General features: G+C 59.4%; 16 protein-coding genes. 11 read left to right on the forward strand and 5 right to left on the reverse strand.

The window, feature by feature from the left end:
* The first annotated feature begins 175 nt into the window (after positions 1-175).
* From C1N62_RS10300 to C1N62_RS10325, 6 genes are all read left to right on the forward strand, one after another.
* Positions 176-445 carry a hypothetical protein gene (locus C1N62_RS10300; RefSeq protein ID WP_137763553.1) on the forward strand — a complete coding sequence of 90 codons (270 nt, stop codon included), beginning with the start codon at positions 176-178 and terminating at the stop codon, positions 443-445.
* Positions 446-670: 225 nt separating this feature from the next.
* Positions 671-925 (forward strand): biofilm formation regulator BssS, encoded by a 255-nt coding sequence (gene bssS, locus C1N62_RS10305; protein WP_072925467.1) that lies wholly within the window; start codon positions 671-673, stop codon positions 923-925.
* Positions 926-1,065: 140 nt separating this feature from the next.
* Positions 1,066-2,181 carry an N-methyl-L-tryptophan oxidase gene (solA, locus tag C1N62_RS10310; protein ID WP_137763554.1) on the forward strand — a complete coding sequence of 372 codons (1,116 nt, stop codon included), beginning with the start codon at positions 1,066-1,068 and terminating at the stop codon, positions 2,179-2,181.
* Positions 2,182-2,364: 183 nt separating this feature from the next.
* Entirely contained in the window at positions 2,365-3,021 is a 657-nt protein-coding gene (locus C1N62_RS10315; protein WP_168195848.1) for a response regulator transcription factor, read from the forward strand.
* A 331-nt stretch (positions 3,022-3,352) separates the two neighbouring features.
* The gene (locus tag C1N62_RS10320) at positions 3,353-3,907 is read left to right on the forward strand and encodes a cytochrome b (RefSeq protein WP_137764975.1); all 555 of its coding nucleotides are present in this window, start codon (positions 3,353-3,355) and stop codon (positions 3,905-3,907) included.
* A gap of 43 nt (positions 3,908-3,950) precedes the next feature.
* Positions 3,951-4,538 (forward strand): YceI family protein, encoded by a 588-nt coding sequence (locus tag C1N62_RS10325; RefSeq protein WP_137764976.1) that lies wholly within the window; start codon positions 3,951-3,953, stop codon positions 4,536-4,538.
* 49 nt (positions 4,539-4,587) lie between these two features.
* Here C1N62_RS10325 and C1N62_RS10330 read toward each other — a convergent pair whose 3' ends face one another.
* Positions 4,588-5,649 (reverse strand): rhodanese-related sulfurtransferase, encoded by a 1,062-nt coding sequence (locus tag C1N62_RS10330; RefSeq protein WP_137763556.1) that lies wholly within the window; start codon positions 5,647-5,649, stop codon positions 4,588-4,590.
* Between the two features lie 271 nt (positions 5,650-5,920).
* Between C1N62_RS10330 and C1N62_RS10335 the strand changes: the two genes are divergently transcribed.
* From C1N62_RS10335 to C1N62_RS10355, 5 genes are all read left to right on the forward strand, one after another.
* On the forward strand, positions 5,921-7,024 hold the full coding sequence (locus C1N62_RS10335; RefSeq protein WP_137763557.1) for an NADH:flavin oxidoreductase/NADH oxidase: 1,104 nt from the start codon (positions 5,921-5,923) through the stop codon (positions 7,022-7,024).
* Between the two features lie 315 nt (positions 7,025-7,339).
* Complete coding sequence (locus C1N62_RS10340) at positions 7,340-8,260, forward strand: Kdo(2)-lipid IV(A) acyltransferase (RefSeq protein WP_137763558.1); 921 nt, start codon at positions 7,340-7,342, stop codon at positions 8,258-8,260.
* A 52-nt stretch (positions 8,261-8,312) separates the two neighbouring features.
* The gene (locus C1N62_RS10345) at positions 8,313-8,597 is read left to right on the forward strand and encodes a YciI family protein (protein ID WP_137763559.1); all 285 of its coding nucleotides are present in this window, start codon (positions 8,313-8,315) and stop codon (positions 8,595-8,597) included.
* Positions 8,598-8,760: 163 nt separating this feature from the next.
* On the forward strand, positions 8,761-9,978 hold the full coding sequence (gene mdtG, locus C1N62_RS10350; protein ID WP_137763560.1) for a multidrug efflux MFS transporter MdtG: 1,218 nt from the start codon (positions 8,761-8,763) through the stop codon (positions 9,976-9,978).
* A gap of 236 nt (positions 9,979-10,214) precedes the next feature.
* Complete coding sequence (locus C1N62_RS10355; RefSeq protein ID WP_137763561.1) at positions 10,215-10,595, forward strand: MysB family protein; 381 nt, start codon at positions 10,215-10,217, stop codon at positions 10,593-10,595.
* 21 nt (positions 10,596-10,616) lie between these two features.
* Here the strand turns inward: C1N62_RS10355 and C1N62_RS10360 are convergent, their stop codons facing one another.
* From C1N62_RS10360 to C1N62_RS10375, 4 genes are all read right to left on the reverse strand, one after another.
* Positions 10,617-10,862 (reverse strand): YceK/YidQ family lipoprotein, encoded by a 246-nt coding sequence (locus C1N62_RS10360; protein ID WP_206057747.1) that lies wholly within the window; start codon positions 10,860-10,862, stop codon positions 10,617-10,619.
* Between the two features lie 116 nt (positions 10,863-10,978).
* Positions 10,979-11,587, reverse strand: a complete 609-nt coding sequence (locus C1N62_RS10365) for a hypothetical protein (protein ID WP_137763562.1) — start codon at positions 11,585-11,587, stop codon at positions 10,979-10,981.
* A 148-nt stretch (positions 11,588-11,735) separates the two neighbouring features.
* Positions 11,736-14,279, reverse strand: a complete 2,544-nt coding sequence (gene mdoH / locus C1N62_RS10370; RefSeq protein ID WP_137763563.1) for a glucans biosynthesis glucosyltransferase MdoH — start codon at positions 14,277-14,279, stop codon at positions 11,736-11,738.
* Positions 14,272-15,777, reverse strand: coding sequence for a glucan biosynthesis protein G (locus C1N62_RS10375; protein WP_137764978.1), 1,506 nt, complete (start codon positions 15,775-15,777; stop codon positions 14,272-14,274). The genes mdoH and C1N62_RS10375 overlap by 8 nt, the downstream gene beginning before the upstream one ends.
* Between the last annotated feature and the right edge of the window lie 185 nt (positions 15,778-15,962).

A 15,962-nucleotide genomic window follows, 5' to 3' on the forward strand; every position in this document is an offset into this window, starting at 1 on the left:
GTTTTTTGCCGGGCGTCGCTTCCCGGCTTTTTTATCTGCCGCTCTCCCCTGTTCAACTTGCCCAAGCCGATATAGCATTAAGTGGTCTTCTTAGCGTTCCCGCTCCGGCGGCTCCCCGTGCCGGGCTGCCCATAGCGGCGTCTATATCTGGCTTGTCATCAAACAGGAGAAACACATGGCCACCGAAAAACCAGAAGAGGCAATGACGTTTGGCGAGCTGCTGGAGCTGATCCGCGATCAGCAACGGCGGTTAGGTGTACTGGAAGCGGCATTCTCTTATCTGGCATTCAGTCATGACGATAAATCAGCACAATTAATGATTCACAGCCTGAAACTGGAAGCCCAAAACCAGAATCGGGATGCCGAGACGCAGAAGCATTTCGCCGAGCTGGCGGAACAGTGGGAAAAACGATTTTCTCCAACGATTACCCCCACTGCCGAATAAAATTCAGCCTCTCCGGCGTGGCCGGGGAGGTTCCTATAGCTTAAGTGGAAAAAAAGCGAATTTTGCTCAATTCCTGCCCGTTCAGGCATTTTTTTAGCCTATCATCAACTTTTACTTTCCAAAAACCTGTCGGCCGTGCTTATACTTAACCTGCTCACCTGATAACGAGCCGCCTTGATCCTCAGTTAGTCACTCACGTTAGTCACTACCACCTAAGGGGTCTATATGGACAGAAAAGATGAAGTAATTCAGACACACCCGCTCGTAGGTTGGGATATCAGTACCGTCGATGTTTACGACGCCATGATGATTCGTCTTCATTACCTGTCTTCAACAGACCAGTCACCCGAAGAGGCCCATGTCGACAGGACATTATGGCTGACTACCGATGTTGCACGGCAACTCGTCTCCATTCTTGAAGCTGGCATCGCAAAAATCGAATCCAATGAATACCTGGATCTTGATCACCGTAAACATTAACGTTGTTTACCTCTCGGCCTAAGGCACCCTCTTCCGGGTGCCTTTTGCATTTTCAGGCCGCTCCCTGCGCCACGCATTGTCATTGGCAGGAAGATCTCTATCATGGCTAGGATTCAGGGTGCCTAAGAGGAAGCAGTTTCATGGAATATGATTTGATCGTTGTCGGCAGCGGCTCCGTGGGGGCGGCGGCGGGCTACTATGCGCATCAGGCCGGGCTGAAGACGCTGATGATTGACAGCGCGATGCCGCCGCACAAGAGCGGCAGCCACCACGGCCAGACACGCATTATTCGCCATGCCTACGGTGAGGGTGAGCGCTATGTGCCGCTGGTGCTGCGTGCGCAGGCACTATGGGAACAGCTGGCGACGCTGAGCGAAGCCACGGTGTTCCACCGTTGCGGCGTCATCAATATTGGCTCAGCGCAGTCAGCCTTCCTGCACAATGCCCGCCAGAGCGCGGAGCGCCACGGCCTGCCCGTGGAGATACTGGACGCCCAGCAGGTACAGGCACGCTGGCCAGTGTTTACCGTGCCGGACGAGTTCATCGGGATTTTTGAGCCGCGCTCTGGGGTACTGGAGTGTGAAAAGGCGATTGAAAGCTACATCCGGCTGGCCCGTGAGGCCGGTTGTGCCCAGCTGTTCAACTGCCCGGTCAGCGCCGTTACCCCGCTCGAGCAGGGCATGAGCGTCACCACGCCGGAGGGGGTATTTACCGCGCGCAAAGTGGTGATCTGCGCCGGTAGCTGGGTGAAAGCGCTGCTGCCTGAGCTGCCGATGCAGCCGGTGCGCAAGGTCTTCGCCTGGCATCAGGCCGATGGGCGCTACAGCCAGGAGAACCACTTCCCGGCCTTCACCGTTGAAGCGGGCGAAAATGACCACTATTACGGTTTCCCGGCGGGCAAAGAGGGGCTGAAACTGGGCAAGCACAATGGCGGCCAGCCGATTGAGACGCTGGCTGAGTGTCGGCCATTCGGCAGTGTGGCGGAAGATGGCACCGAGGTGTTCCGCTTCCTGCGCCGCTTCCTGCCGGGTGTTGGTGTCTGCCTGCATGGCGAAGCGTGCAGCTATGACATGTCGCCAGACGAGGACTTTATCATTGATACCCTGCCCGACTGCCCGCAGGCGATGGTCATCACCGGCCTGAGTGGCCACGGCTTTAAATTTGCCAGTGTCCTCGGGGAGATTGCCGCCCTTTATGCCGATGACCAGCCCATTCCCTTTGACCTCACGCCGTTCCGCCTGAACCGTTTCGACTGACCGGCCCGCAATAACATACAGGCAAAGAATATTAATTCTTTGCCTGTATTTATCTAGAGAATATATTCGGCTTTTGCAGGGGTGACGCCCCTCTTTTTCTGAATTGACGTTGCGGGAGGTTCTGCTTATTTTTGCGCACTGATGAAAATGGACATTCATGTATTGCCCACGAGTGAGCAGAGAATGCGAATACTTATTGTTGATAGTTGTGCCTATACCTTTCTCGGCACATCCAGTTTCCTGGCAGATTATCCCCATATTACCCTCCAGCAGGCCGCCTCCCCTGAACAGGCCCTCCCGATGTTGCGCGGCGCCTTCTTTGATGTGGTGCTGGTAAACCTGACCCACCACTGCCGTTGCAGCGGCCCTTTTCCTTCGCTGGCGGATTTTTTCCTGTTGTGCGGCCCGGCGCGGGTCTACATCTACCTTGATGCCCCCTATCCCACCTCAACGGCCCCGATTCCGCTCTCTGGCCGGGTGGCGCTGATGAACAAACATGGCCTGACGGCTCTGCTCCCCATGCTGACCGCGCCATGCCAGCCAGGTGGCTTTATCACCTATACCAACAACGGCTATCTCTTTACCCGGCAGGAGCTGGCCGTGATCGTGCTGTGGATAGACCACCAGAAGACCAACCACCAGATCGCCCAGCAACTGGGGATCTGCGGCCGTACGGTGTACGTGCACAAGCGTCACGCCACCCAGAAGCTGGCGGTGCGCAACCGGCTGGAGTTCTGTTCCCTCTACCCGATGCTTAAGTATGTGATCTTCCCGCCCGCCTATCGCCGCCTGACAGATAATCCGCTGCTGGCTTACCTGGATTATGATTTGGTTCCCTAACCGCCCAGGGTGATGGGCAATGGATCGCCGCCGCTGCCCGTTATCTTCCCATTGGGTCAAATCACTTTGGTTATATTGACACTTCCTGAATAAAACTGACGTATGAATAACGTTAATTGACATTAATAACGGCGAGCGCCGGTGTCGATTTTTTTCCTGCTCGCTATTTCCACCCTCACTCAACCGATGGCATTGAATAACCTTCCCATATACCGGTCAAAAAAGATGAATAAAGTTATCTGATTATTTCATTTGAGAAATAATTGTTGCTTTTAATTTGGCTGATGACTATTTTCTGGAAAATCCCCTGTCGGCAAGCAAAAGGTCGATGATGAAATTCCGCAATGATACCCATGCCTTTGGGCATACCAGTATTGTGATCCATTGGCTGGCGGCGCTGGTGGTTTATGGCATGTTCGCCCTCGGATTATGGATGGTGACACTTGGCTACTACGATACCTGGTATCACCGGGCACCAGAGCTGCATAAGAGCATCGGCACCCTGCTGTTTATCGTGATGCTGTTCCGCGTGCTGTGGCGCTTTGTCTCGCCGCCGCCCCTGCCGCTCAGCAGTTACAGCGCGCTCACGCGGATGGCCGCCACAGCTGCGCACCTGCTGCTGCTGGCCGGGCTGATTGCCATCATGGTCACCGGTTATTTGATCTCCACCGCGGAGGGCCAGCCCATTAGCGTCTTTGGCTGGTTTAACGTGCCAGCGCTGTTTAGCCTCGACGCCACCCAGACCGATCTGGCCGGTGACCTGCACCTCTGGCTGGCGTGGGGCGTGGTGATCCTCTCGGTGCTACATGCGCTGGCTGCGCTGAAACACCACTTTATCGATCGCGATGACACCCTCAAACGGATGCTGGGTCGCCGCCTCTCTTGATAACGCGTTACCTACTGGATACATGGAGAATGTTATGACAACGATGACCCACCTGCTTAAGCGCAGCGTTCTGGGCGTGACCCTCGCCTCCCTGATGATGAGCGCGGGGGCGGCCGTGGCCGCTGACTACAAGATTGATAAAGAGGGGCAGCACGCGTTCTTGCAGTTCCGCATCAAGCACCTGGGCTATAGCTGGATCTATGGCAGCTTCAATGATTTTGACGGTAACTTCACCTTTGATGAGCAGAACCCTTCCGCTGACAAGGTGAACGTGACCATCAATACCAACAGCGTGGACACTAACCATGCCGAGCGTGACAAGCACTTGCGCAGCGCGGAGTTCCTGAATACCGGCAAGTATCCGCAGGCGACCTTCACCTCCACCAAGGTGGAGAAGGATGGCGACGAGCTGAAGATCACCGGTGACTTTACGCTCAATGGCGTGACCAAGCCGCTGACGCTGGAAGCCAAGCTGATTGGCCAGGGGGATGATCCGTGGGGCAGCTACCGCGCTGGCTTTGAGGCCGAGGGCGAGTTCGCGCTGAAGGATTACAATATCAATACCAAGCTTGGCCCGGCCTCACAGAATGTGGAGCTGATCATCTCGCTGGAAGGGGTCAGGCCGAAATAAGGCCGCCGCCATAAAAAAGGCCACCCGTGGGGTGGCCTTTTTCGTCTTATCAGGCGTCGCTGTTGTCCGGCGCCGGGATGTGCAGGCGTGGGCGCAACATGCCCTTCGATTTGTTGAAAATCTTATTGCCATTCTCACGGCCGGCACGGCGCGCGCGCTGCTCCTCAGGCGGCAGCTTCAGCTCTTCACAGCAGATCTCGCTACAGCAGCCCTCAAAGGCCTCGGCACACTGCGGGCACTGGATGAACAGCAGGTGGCAGCCGTCATTCTTGCAGTTGGTGTGGGTGTCGCAGGAGGTGCCGCACTGGTGGCAGTGGGCAATCACATCGTCCGACACCCGCTCGCCCATGCGCTCATCAAAGACAAAGTTTTTGCCGATGAACTTCAGCGGCAGCCCCTGCTCGCGGGCGCGGCGGGTGTACTCAATGATCCCGCCCTCGACGTGGTAGATGTTCTTGAAACCGTGGTGCAGCATGTAGGCACTGGCCTTCTCGCAGCGGATACCGCCGGTGCAGTACATCACGATGTTCTTCTCTTTCTGCTCCTGCAACATCTCTACCGCCATCGGCAGCTGGTCGCGGAAGGTGTCAGAGGGCACCTCCAGGGCGTTGCTGAAGTGGCCCACTTCATACTCGTAGTGGTTGCGCATGTCGACGAACACCGTGTTGGGATCGTCAATCATCTGGTTGACCTGATCGGCCTTCAGGTACGCGCCGACGTTGGAGGGATCAAAGGTCTCATCCTCAATGCCATCGGCCACGATGCGCTCACGTACCTTCATGCGCAGTACCCAGAATGATTTGCCATCGTCTTCCAGCGCGATGTTCAGGCGCACCTGATCCAGCGCCGGGTGGCTGGTGAACAGCGCCTGCTTGAACGCCTCTACGCGGCTCTGCGGTACGCTGATCTGGGCATTGATGCCCTCTTTGGCGATATAGACGCGGCCGAACACCTTTTCCGCGATGAACGCCAGATAGAGTGCGTCACGGAACGCCTTGGGATCGTCAAGGGTGAAATATTTGTAGAACGAAATGGTGGTGCGCGGCTCGGTTTCGGCCAACATGCGCGCCTTCAGTTCTTCATTGGAAATCTGGTTATGTAACACTGGCATGGTGTACGTTCCTGAGATATTTGGTATGAATCGGGCCAGCAGTCGCCGCGGGGGCGAAAACGGCGGCCGTATGATACATGATAGTTTTTGCTAAAACATCATCAGAACCAATGAATGCTGGCTTTTCCGGCAATAGGCACGCCGAAACAAAATGTTGCTGGACAATGGGTTGACGTAATGAGGAAAAGCGATAAGCCTTGTTATCGTTTCATTGTAAAACATTCACCTTTGGGGAGGCCCGCCCCTCCCCGCCAGACAAGCGAGGTTACCCATGAGTCAGCTATTTACCCCCTACCACCTTGGCTCCCTGACGCTTCCCAACCGTATCGTCATCGCACCGATGTGCCAATACTCCTCTGACGATGGCAAGGCCACCTCCTGGCACACCATCCACCTCGGCAATCTGGCGCTCTCCGGTGCTGGTCTGCTGATTGTGGAGGCGACGGCCGTAGAGGCCGTGGGCCGCATCACGCAGCAGGATCTGGGGCTGTGGGATGATGAGACGGAGCAGGCGCTCTCCGGCGTGGTGAAGGCCATCCGCGAAAATAGCGACATTCCACTGGGGATCCAGCTGGGCCACGCAGGCCGCAAGGCCTCCTGCCAGCGTCCGTGGGAGGGCGGCGGCTCCATCCCGGCGGGCCAGCCAGGTGGCTGGAAAACCGTTGCCCCCTCCGCCATTCCCTATAACCCAGAAAAGGATGAGACGCCGGAAGCCATGTCGTTGGCGCGCATTGAGGAGTTGAAGGCCAATTTTGTCGCCGCCGCCAAACGCGCTGACCGGCTGGGCTTCGACCTGCTGGAGCTGCACGCGGCACACGGCTACCTGCTGCACCAGTTCCTCTCGCCGCTCTCCAACCAGCGTGATGACCAGTATGGCGGCTCGCTGCAAAACCGTATGCGGCTGGTGCTGGAGATCTATCAGGCGCTGCGTGACGCCTTCCCGGCAGAAAAACCGATTGGGGTGCGCATCTCCGCCACTGACTGGGCGGACGGCGGCTGGGATCTGGAACAGTCCGTGGCGCTGGCAAAAGCGCTGGATGAGCTGGGTTGCAGCTACATCCACGTCTCCAGCGGCGGCAACTCCACCGCGCAGAAGATTGCCGTCAGCCCGAACTATCAGGTGCCTTTTGCCGATCGCATCCGTCAGGCGGTCGAGATGCCGGTCATCGCGGTGGGGCTGATCACCGAGCCAGAGCAGGCGGAGGCGATTGTCGCCACCGGCCAGGCCGATCTGGTGGCGCTGGCGCGCGGTATGCTGTATGACCCGCGCTGGCCGTGGCACGCCGCTGCCCGTCTGGGCGCGAAGGCGATTGCCCCTGACCAGTACAAGCGCTCGGAACCCCACGCGCTGAAAGGGCTGTTCAACGACAAATAACCCTGCCCGGCGGCGGGTCAGCCAGCCCGCCGCCAAGCTGCCTTGATGGCCGAAAAAGCGTGCAAATCGCCGCTAATCTGCGCATCTTTCTGGCAAAATGAATCTTTTATGCGGTCGATTTTCACCTGTGCCGGGAATAATGGCACAATGATTAACAATGTAGTGGATGAATACGTTCATTGATCCCTACTGCATCCTGTCCCTGCGCCTGCCCTTAAGCCTTGTGCCACGGAGAGCCGCCATAGGTTTGTTTTCCGCAGGCCGGGACGCCCGATCCATGATTGTTACGTCGTAACACAATAAAGCAGAGAAATTATGACGCACCTTCCAACCTTCAACCGATCCCTGCTGCATCCACGCTACTGGCCCACCTGGCTGGGGCTGGGCATCCTCTACCTGCTGGTGCTACTGCCCTACCCGGTAATCTACCGCCTTGGCACCGCGCTGGGACGCTTCTCCATGCGCTTTTTAAAACGTCGGGTGCACATCGCCCACCGCAACCTGACGCTCTGCTTCCCTGACATGCCAGCGCACGAGCGCGACGAGCTGGTACGCAAAAATTTTGAGTCGGTCGGCATGGGGCTGTTCGAGACCGGCATGGGTTGGTTCTGGCCGGAGTGGCGGGTGCGCCACTGGTTCACCGTCACCGGCGATGAGCACATCAAACAGGCCCACCTTGATAAAGAGGGCGTCTTGCTGGTGGGCATCCACTTCCTGACGCTGGAGCTGGGGGCGCGCATCTTCGGCATCTATAACCCCGGCATCGGCGTCTACCGCCCGCATGACAACAAGCTGATGGACTGGATCCAGACCTGGGGCCGTACCCGCTCCAACAAGAGTATGCTGGATCGCAAGGATTTGAAGGGCATGATCCGCAGCCTGAAACAGGGCGAGATTATCTGGTATGCGCCAGACCATGATTACGGCCCGCGCGCCAGCGTGTTCGCGCCGCTGTTCGCCGTGCCGGATGCCGCCACCACTACCGGCACCTACCTGCTGGCGCGGATGGGCAAGCCGGCCATCATCCCGTTTGTGCCGCGCCGCCTGCCGGATGGCAAGGGCTATGAGATGCACATCCTGCCGAAGGTGCAGGATATGCCGCTGGAGAGTGAGCTGGCGGCCGCCACCCGCATGAATCAGGTGGTGGAGGAGGCGATCCTGATGGCCCCTGACCAGTACATGTGGCTGCACCGCCGTTTCAAGACCCGCCCGGAGGGGCAACCGTCGCTCTACTGACGTTTCCCGCCCGGCCCCGGCCGGGTGCTTTTCATGCCGTAAGGATAAGACCATGTATATTGTCAGCCTCACCTATAACCAGCCCATCGACGCCGTGGATGCCCACCTGGCGGGCCATATCGACTGGCTCGACCGCTACTTTGCGCAGGGGGTGTTTTTGGCCGCTGGCCGCAAGGTGCCGCGCAGTGGCGGCGTGATTATGGTGCAAAATGTCGACCGTGACGAACTGGCGCGCATTCTGGCGGAAGACCCGTTCCAGGCCGTGGCCGACTATGAGGTGACCGAGTTGGCGGTCACCCGCACCCAGGAGGCGCTGGCCGCCCTGCAAGGCCAGTAACGTCCCCCGGCTGGCATCAGGCTGGCCGGTCTCCCCCTCGTTTTTCCCGCCCGGCAGGTTGAATGCCTGCACAATCAAGCCCATACTGTTTTCCTGTCTGTTTTTCACCCTCCGCCGGCAGGCGACTGACACGGCGGTTCCACCTCCTTAACTGTGGGACACTATGACCTCGGCTGAACCCATCAACTGGAAACGCAATCTCGCAGTGGCCTGGCTGGGCTGCTTTCTGACCGGTGCCGCCTTCAGTCTGGTGATGCCCTTCCTGCCGCTCTATATCGAAGTGCTGGGCGTGCAGGGCCATGAGGCGCTGAACATGTGGTCTGGGCTGGTCTTCAGCATCACCTTCTTGTTCTCCGCCGTGGCCTCGCCCTATTGGGGCGGGCTGGCCGACCGCAAGGGGCGCAAGCTGATGCTGCTGCGCTCAGCGCTGGGGATGGCGATTGTGATGGTGCTGATGGGGCTGGCGCAAAACATCTGGCAACTGCTGGCGTTGCGGGCGGTGCTGGGGCTGCTGGGCGGCTTTGTGCCGAACGCCAACGCGCTGATCGCCACCCAGGTGCCGCGCAACCGCAGCGGCTGGGCGCTTGGCACCCTCTCCACCGGCGCGGTGAGCGGGGCGCTGATTGGCCCGCTGATCGGCGGCCTGCTGGCTGACCGCTATGGCCTGCGCCCGGTGTTCTACATCACCGCGCTGGTGCTGTTCCTCTGCTTTATCCTGACGCTGCTGCTGATCAAAGAGCAGTTCGTGCCGGTGCTGAAGAAGGACATGCTCAATGCCCGGCAGGTGCTGGCCTCGCTGAAAGATCCGAAACTGGTGCTCTGCTTGTTCGTCACCACCCTGATTATCCAGGTGGCGACTGGCTCTATCGCGCCAATCCTGACGCTCTATGTGCGCGAACTGGCTGGCCAGACGCAGAACCTGGCCTTTATCAGCGGCATGATCGCCTCGGTGCCGGGGGTGGCGGCGCTGCTGAGCGCCCCGCGCCTCGGCAAGCTTGGCGACCGCATCGGCCCGGAGCGTATTCTGGTGGCGATGATGGCGCTGTCGGTGGTGATTTTAATCCCAATGGCCTTTGTGCAGACCCCGTGGCAGCTCGGCGTCCTGCGCTTCCTGCTGGGGGCCGCCGATGGCGCGCTACTGCCAGCGGTACAGACGCTGCTGATCTACAACAGCACCAGCCAGGTGGCGGGCCGCATCTTCAGCTATAACCAGTCGTTCCGCGACATTGGCAACGTCACCGGGCCGCTGCTGGGGGCGGCAGTCTCAGCGGGCTACGGTTTCCGCGCGGTATTTGGCGTGACCGCCTGCGTGGTGCTGTTCAACGCCTTCTACTCCTGGTGGAGCCTGCAACGCGCGCCGAAACGGGCCTTGCTGAAGTGATCGGGCCGGGCGCGATTTCGCCCAGATGCCCGGCCCGGCGTTGGGCGGATCGCTCAATTTTCACCTGATAAAATAGTGCAATATCGACACCTTGCCGCCCGGCCGCAGAATAAAAAATTTTATTCGTTTTCGCCCGGCCAAAAACTTGCATCCTTGGTTTCACCGACAACACTTAACCGGTATCTCCCTTTTACTGCGCCGACGCGGCGCAACCATGCCATTGATGGAGGCCAACTATGAGCATGTACGCAACCTTGGAAGAAGCCCTTGAGACTGCCCGCGAAGAGTACCTGGAAGCGCTGGCGGATGACTTCGCCGATGAGGAAGTGCCCCCGCCGCAGCAGTTCAACCTGCAAAAGTACGTGTTGCAGGATGGCGACATCATGTGGCAGGCGGAGTTTTTCCTGGATGAGGGCGATGCGATAGAGGGCCTGCCGTTCCGCAGCGGCGCGGCGGCACAGGCTATCTATGACGGCGATTTTGATGAGGAGGAGCTGCGCCAGGAGTGGCAGGAGGAGAACACCCTGCACGAGTGGGATGAGGGCGAGTTCCAGCTTGACCCACCGCTGGACACCGAAGAGGGCAAAACCGCCGCCGATGAGTGGGACGAGCGCTAAGCCCCACTGCCGTCGCGGCCGCTATTCGTAGGGGCCGTGGCGGGCATCGATGGGCAGCATAAAGGTATCGACAATCATTGAGAGCGGCACATCAATCACCGTGACGTAGCGCCAGCGGCTGTCACGCAGATCCCACTGGACGCCGGGATAGTACTGGTTGCCATGCCCCTGCCCCGGCATGGTGCGGCTGATGATGCTGCCACACCCACTCAGGCTGGCCGCCGCCAGCACCACCACGCCGATGCGCAGAAAGAGATTGACCTTCACGTTATGCTCACTGTATTGACCGGGCTTTGGCCGGCGCGGTGCGCCGGCCCTGATGCCCTTAGCATAGCATGTCGGCGCACCCTGCCGCGCCGCTGGCAAAGTTAAGGGAGTGTAAATCAGCGACGCGCCAGCGCGCGCATGAATTGCAGGCTGGCGATAAAGCAGAGCGTATAGCCAAACAGCTCCGTCCCCTCTTCCACCACATTCTTCGCGGTGCGCACATAACCATCCAGCAGCACATTTTCCCAGATCTGGTGCATCCCCATCAGGCGCGAGAAGAGCAGGATACAGAGCAGCGCGCAGAGCATGATGCCGTAGCTGCGGGAGCGGACAAAGCAGGCCAGCCCTGACAGGGTGGAGGCCATATTGCGCGCCGCGCCAAGCAGACAGAGCACTGTCACCAGCAGGGCAAAGTAGACCCAGCAGCCGTGGACAATCAGGTCAAACACCCCATCCAGTTCGCGGATCAGCATGGTCAGCAGGAAGCCGCCCAGCAGTACAAAGCCATAACGCCACTGCGGGTGGCGCTGCGCCAAACGGAAGAAGATCAGGGCGCTCAATCCCAGCAGTGTCTCTTGGGCGATCTCCGTCAGGGAGACCTCTTTTACCGCGTTATGCAGCCAAATAATATCGATGAATAACAAGGTGCTGACTAAAGCGACAGCCACAGCGCACAGCACAAATTGCTTGAGTGCGCGAAGGATGGTGTATAAATCAGAAGACATATAATTACTCTTATCATTATAAGGGGCGTGAATATTAGAGAGCTTTTGCCCGACCGTTTAGTCTTTTTATGCCGATAAGCGAGTAACTGTGGATAAAAAAAGCGGAATGCTTACGCATTCCGCTTTTCAGGAGGAAAATCAGGCAGGATCAGCCCGCTTTCGGGAACGCCAGCGGGTTGTGCGGCAGCGTCGCGTAGTACTCACGCCACTGCGTATGCTGGGCCGGATCGCTCCAGACCGCCTGATGCAGGCGCGCCATCAGCACCGGGTCGCTCAGCAGCAGCAGACGATCGGCCTTGCCAAGCTTGGCCGGGCCGGTTGCCAGCGCCTGTGCCAGACGCTCCTGACGCCAGTGCTCGATCGCCGAGCGGGTATAGTGACGTGAGGTCGCCATCGCCGTCGCCAGTGCGTTGAAGGAGGGGTTCACCACCGCGTGCATAAAGCCGTTGCGCAGCGCGCGCTCACGGTTATGTTGCAGGTACTCGTCGGTGGCCACCAGTTCACGCGGCGGATCGTACTCCTCCGGGATCAGGAACAGCTTGGCACGCTTGCTCTTCAGGCCCAGCGTCGCGCGGCTCGACAGCGCCGACACGATAGGCGAGAGGATCAGCGAGAAGACGATCGGCCCCAGCCACCAGAGGAAGCGCAGATCCAGCCAGGCCATGCCACCCGCCCACACCAGCCCAAGCAACATCTGCGAGCCGTGGCGGCGGAATGCTTCACCCCAAGGGGTGTCATCATCATCACGCTGCGGCGAGTTCCAGACCACTTCCCAGCCGAGGAAGGCGCTGACCACAAACACCGTATGGAACAGCATCCGCACCGGGGCCAGCAGCACCGAGAACAGCATCTCCAGCAGCATGGAGATCAGCAGGCGGAACCCGCCACCATACTCTTTCGCACCTTTGGCCCAGATCAATACCACGCTCAGCAGCTTCGGCAGGAACAGCAGCACCAGGGTGGTGGAGAAGAGCGCAATCGCCAGCTCCGGCCGCCACTGCGGCCACACCGGGAACAGCTGGCGTGGTTGCAGGAAGTACTGCGGCTCCATCAGCGTATGCACCACCTGCAAGGCGGTGGAGAGCGCCAGGAACATGAACCACAGCGGCGCGGAGAGGTAGGACATTACGCCGGTCAGGAACACCGCACGGTGCACCGGGTGCATCCCCTTCACCAGGAACAGACGGAAGTTCATTAGGTTGCCGTGGCACCAGCGGCGGTCACGTTTCAGCTCATCCAGCAGGTTCGGCGGCAATTCTTCATAACTGCCCGGCAGGTCGTAGGCGATCCAGACGCCCCAGCCAGCGCGGCGCATCAGGGCCGCTTCCACGAAGTCGTGGGAGAGGATGGAGCCAGCGAAAGAGCCTTCGCCCGGCAGCGGCGCCAGCGCACAGTGCTCAATGAACGGCTGCACGCGAATGATGGCATTGTGCCCCCAGTAGTGGGACTCGCCCAGCTGCCAGAAGTGCAAGCCCGCGGTAAACAGCGGCCCATAGACGCGGGTAGCGAACTGTTGCAGGCGCGCATAGAGGGTGTCCATGCCCGACGCCTTCGGCGCGGACTGGATGATACCGGCGTGCGGGTTGGCATTCATCAGGCGCACCAGCCCGGTCAGGCACTCGCCGCTCATCACGCTGTCGGCATCCAGCACCACCATGTAGCTGTAGTCCTTGCCCCAGCGGCGGCACCAATCATCGATGTTACCACTCTTGCGCTTCACGCGGCGACGGCGACGGCGGTAGAAGATCTTGCCGTGGCCCTCTACTTCGCGGCACAGCTCCAGCCAGGCCTTCTGCTCGGCGACACAGATATCAGGATCGTAGCTGTCACTGAGGATGTAGACGTCAAAGTGCGCCAGATCGCCGGTACGTTTCACCGACTCATAGGTGGCGCGCAGGCCAGCGAAGACGCGGTCCACGTCCTCATTACAGATAGGCATGATCAGCGCGGTGCGCTGCGCCGGGTCCAGCGGCTCAGTGCCGGTGCTGGAGGCGGAGATACTGTACTTATCCTTGCCGATCAGCAGTTGCAGGAAGCCCATCAGCGCCGTCCAGAAACCGGCCGAAACCCAACAGAACAGGATGGCGAACAGCACCAGAATGCCGGTCTGCAACACATAAGGCAGCAGTTGCAGCACCGACTGCATCAGATCCTGATTCACCATCTCCATCGGGTCGATCAGCGCCCAGCCCTGATAGGGCAGGATGGTCTTCATGTACCAGGTGGCGATGCCGGTCTGTACCAGCATCAACACCAGCAGGATGTAGCGACGCAGCGTGCCAACGGTACGCCAGCGCTTCTCGGACTCCGCCATCTCTTTAGAGAGCGGGGCCTGCGGCATGTTGCCACGCCCCAGCAGCGAGTCCCAGAAACGTGCCAGCGGGTTGGTGCGCCAGGCTTCCGGGAACATGCTGGCGCGCTTGATCGGCGGCATCGCCTTGAGGGTGGTGCGGCCTTCCGCGTCGGCGTCCAGCAGCTTGCCGCCGTCCAGCGCATCTGGCCAGGCCTGCTCCAGACGGGTTTTCACCGAGGCCAGCGGCGCGTCGTCTGACGGCAGGCCCTCCCCTGCCCCGCCCAGCCGGCGGTGCAGCTCCGGCAAGGCGTCAGCCTGGCCGCTGAGCGCGCCCTTCTCCTCCGCGGAGAGGGGCAGCGCCTCAATATATTGATGAGGTAAAGGCGTTGACTTATTCATTGGCAGGCAGCTGATAGCTCCAGGTTTCACTCAACGGTTTGTCACCATTGACCAGCGCAGCGCGCATCTCAACAGGTTTCTTCGGATCCTTGACCTTGACGCGCAGGGTGAGGCGCCAGCCCTTGGTGACCGGGTTATAGCGGACGTTGTTCTCGACCATGTCCGCGTTGTCGTTCACGCTGATCTGCGAGGCAACCGGGGTATCTTCCTTCAGCGCCTTCAGCACCGGGCCAGCGAAGTCGATCAGCAGCGCGATGCTGCCATCCGGCTCGCGGATCAGGTTGGATTGCTTCACGTCGCCCGCGGAGCGCATGGTCTGCTTGACGTAGGCCAGATCCGGCGCGTGCAGCGCCTCCTCATTGCGGGTGAAGTGCAGGCGGTAGCTCAAGTCCAGCGGCTGGCCAGCATCCGGCAATTTCTCCGGCGACCAGAAGGCCACGATGTTGTCGTTGGTTTCGTCGGCGGTTGGGATCTCCACCAGCTCGACCCGGCCCTTGCCCCAGTCGCCATGCGTCTCGACCCAGCCACTCGGGCGCAGGTCGTAGCGGTCATCCAGATCCTCATACTGCGCGAAGCTGCGGCCACGCTGCAGCAGGCCGAAGCCGCGCGGGTTCTCGATGGTATAGGTGCTCACCGACAGGTGGCGCGGGTTATTGAGCGGACGCCAGATCCACTCGCCGTTGCCAGCATGGATCGACAGACCGTCGGAGTCATGCAGCGCCGGGCGGTAGTTCATGTTCGGGGAGGGCTGGTTCTGGCCAAACAGGAACATGCTGGTCAGCGGGGCGATGCCCAGCTTGCCCACTTTGTCACGCATGTAGACCTTGGCCTGCACATCCACGGTGGTATCGCTGCCCGGATAGAGATCGAAACGGTAGGCCCCGGCCGCGCGCGGCGAGTCCAGCAGCGCATAGATCACCAGGTGCTTCTCGTCCGGGTTCGGGCGCTCAATCCAGAACTCGCGGAAGCGCGGGAACTCTTCGCCGGAGGCGAGCGCGGTGTCGATGGCCAGGCCACGCGCCGACAGGCCATAGACCTGGCCCTTGCCAATGACGCGGAAGTAGCTGGCACCCAGCACGCTCATGATCTCATCATTCTTGTCGGCTTTGTTGAGCGGATAGAGCACCTTGAACCCGGCGAAGCCGAGGTTTTTCACCGCGTCAGCGTCATGGTTGACGTTGCCGAAGTTGAAGTAGTCCGGGTTGTATTTGATCTCGCTGACCTTGTCGGCCGCGACTTCATTGATTTTCACCGGGTATTCGAAATACATGCCCTGGTGGTAGAACTCCAGCTTGAACGGCGTATTCAGCGAGTTCCAGTAGGCTTTGTCATGGTTGAACTGAATCTGCTGGTAGTCAGCAAATTTCATTTCCCGGAACTGGGAAGGTAGGTTGCTTTTTGGTGCCTCAAATCCCTTTCCTGCCAGATCCTTGGCCTGTTTGGCCACGTCATCGAGCGAGAATGCCCATGCATGTGACGCGCCCAGTGACAGGAACATCGCGGCGCTCAACGCACATACCTTTGCCGCACGTGGCCCCTTGGATAAATTTTTAACTCGCACAACCCCCCCTTTCGAGTGCTGAAATCATTCTAAATCCATATTAAAGGATTATTTAGCTATCCGACAACATGATAAATGGATGGTTCCTCTCTGTGGGTTAGAGTTTAATCAGCCAGACAGCG

Origin of the sequence: Nissabacter sp. SGAir0207 (genome assembly GCF_005491205.1) — a bacterium.
Taxonomy (GTDB): domain Bacteria; phylum Pseudomonadota; class Gammaproteobacteria; order Enterobacterales; family Enterobacteriaceae; genus Chimaeribacter.

Bases quoted from the DNA above. Each gene is read 5' to 3' on its own strand.
- C1N62_RS10300 (WP_137763553.1), top strand. From the start codon at position 176: ATGGCCACCGAAAAACCAGAAGAGGCAATGACGTTTGGCGAGCTGCTG.
- bssS (WP_072925467.1), top strand. From the start codon at position 671: ATGGACAGAAAAGATGAAGTAATTCAGACACACCCGCTCGTAGGTTGG.
- solA (WP_137763554.1), top strand. From the start codon at position 1,066: ATGGAATATGATTTGATCGTTGTCGGCAGCGGCTCCGTGGGGGCGGCG.
- C1N62_RS10315 (WP_168195848.1), top strand. From the start codon at position 2,365: ATGCGAATACTTATTGTTGATAGTTGTGCCTATACCTTTCTCGGCACA.
- C1N62_RS10320 (WP_137764975.1), top strand. From the start codon at position 3,353: ATGAAATTCCGCAATGATACCCATGCCTTTGGGCATACCAGTATTGTG.
- C1N62_RS10325 (WP_137764976.1), top strand. From the start codon at position 3,951: ATGACCCACCTGCTTAAGCGCAGCGTTCTGGGCGTGACCCTCGCCTCC.
- C1N62_RS10330 (WP_137763556.1), bottom strand. From the start codon at position 5,649: ATGCCAGTGTTACATAACCAGATTTCCAATGAAGAACTGAAGGCGCGC.
- C1N62_RS10335 (WP_137763557.1), top strand. From the start codon at position 5,921: ATGAGTCAGCTATTTACCCCCTACCACCTTGGCTCCCTGACGCTTCCC.
- C1N62_RS10340 (WP_137763558.1), top strand. From the start codon at position 7,340: ATGACGCACCTTCCAACCTTCAACCGATCCCTGCTGCATCCACGCTAC.
- C1N62_RS10345 (WP_137763559.1), top strand. From the start codon at position 8,313: ATGTATATTGTCAGCCTCACCTATAACCAGCCCATCGACGCCGTGGAT.
- mdtG (WP_137763560.1), top strand. From the start codon at position 8,761: ATGACCTCGGCTGAACCCATCAACTGGAAACGCAATCTCGCAGTGGCC.
- C1N62_RS10355 (WP_137763561.1), top strand. From the start codon at position 10,215: ATGAGCATGTACGCAACCTTGGAAGAAGCCCTTGAGACTGCCCGCGAA.
- C1N62_RS10365 (WP_137763562.1), bottom strand. From the start codon at position 11,587: ATGTCTTCTGATTTATACACCATCCTTCGCGCACTCAAGCAATTTGTG.
- mdoH (WP_137763563.1), bottom strand. From the start codon at position 14,279: ATGAATAAGTCAACGCCTTTACCTCATCAATATATTGAGGCGCTGCCC.
- C1N62_RS10375 (WP_137764978.1), bottom strand. From the start codon at position 15,777: ATGTTCCTGTCACTGGGCGCGTCACATGCATGGGCATTCTCGCTCGAT.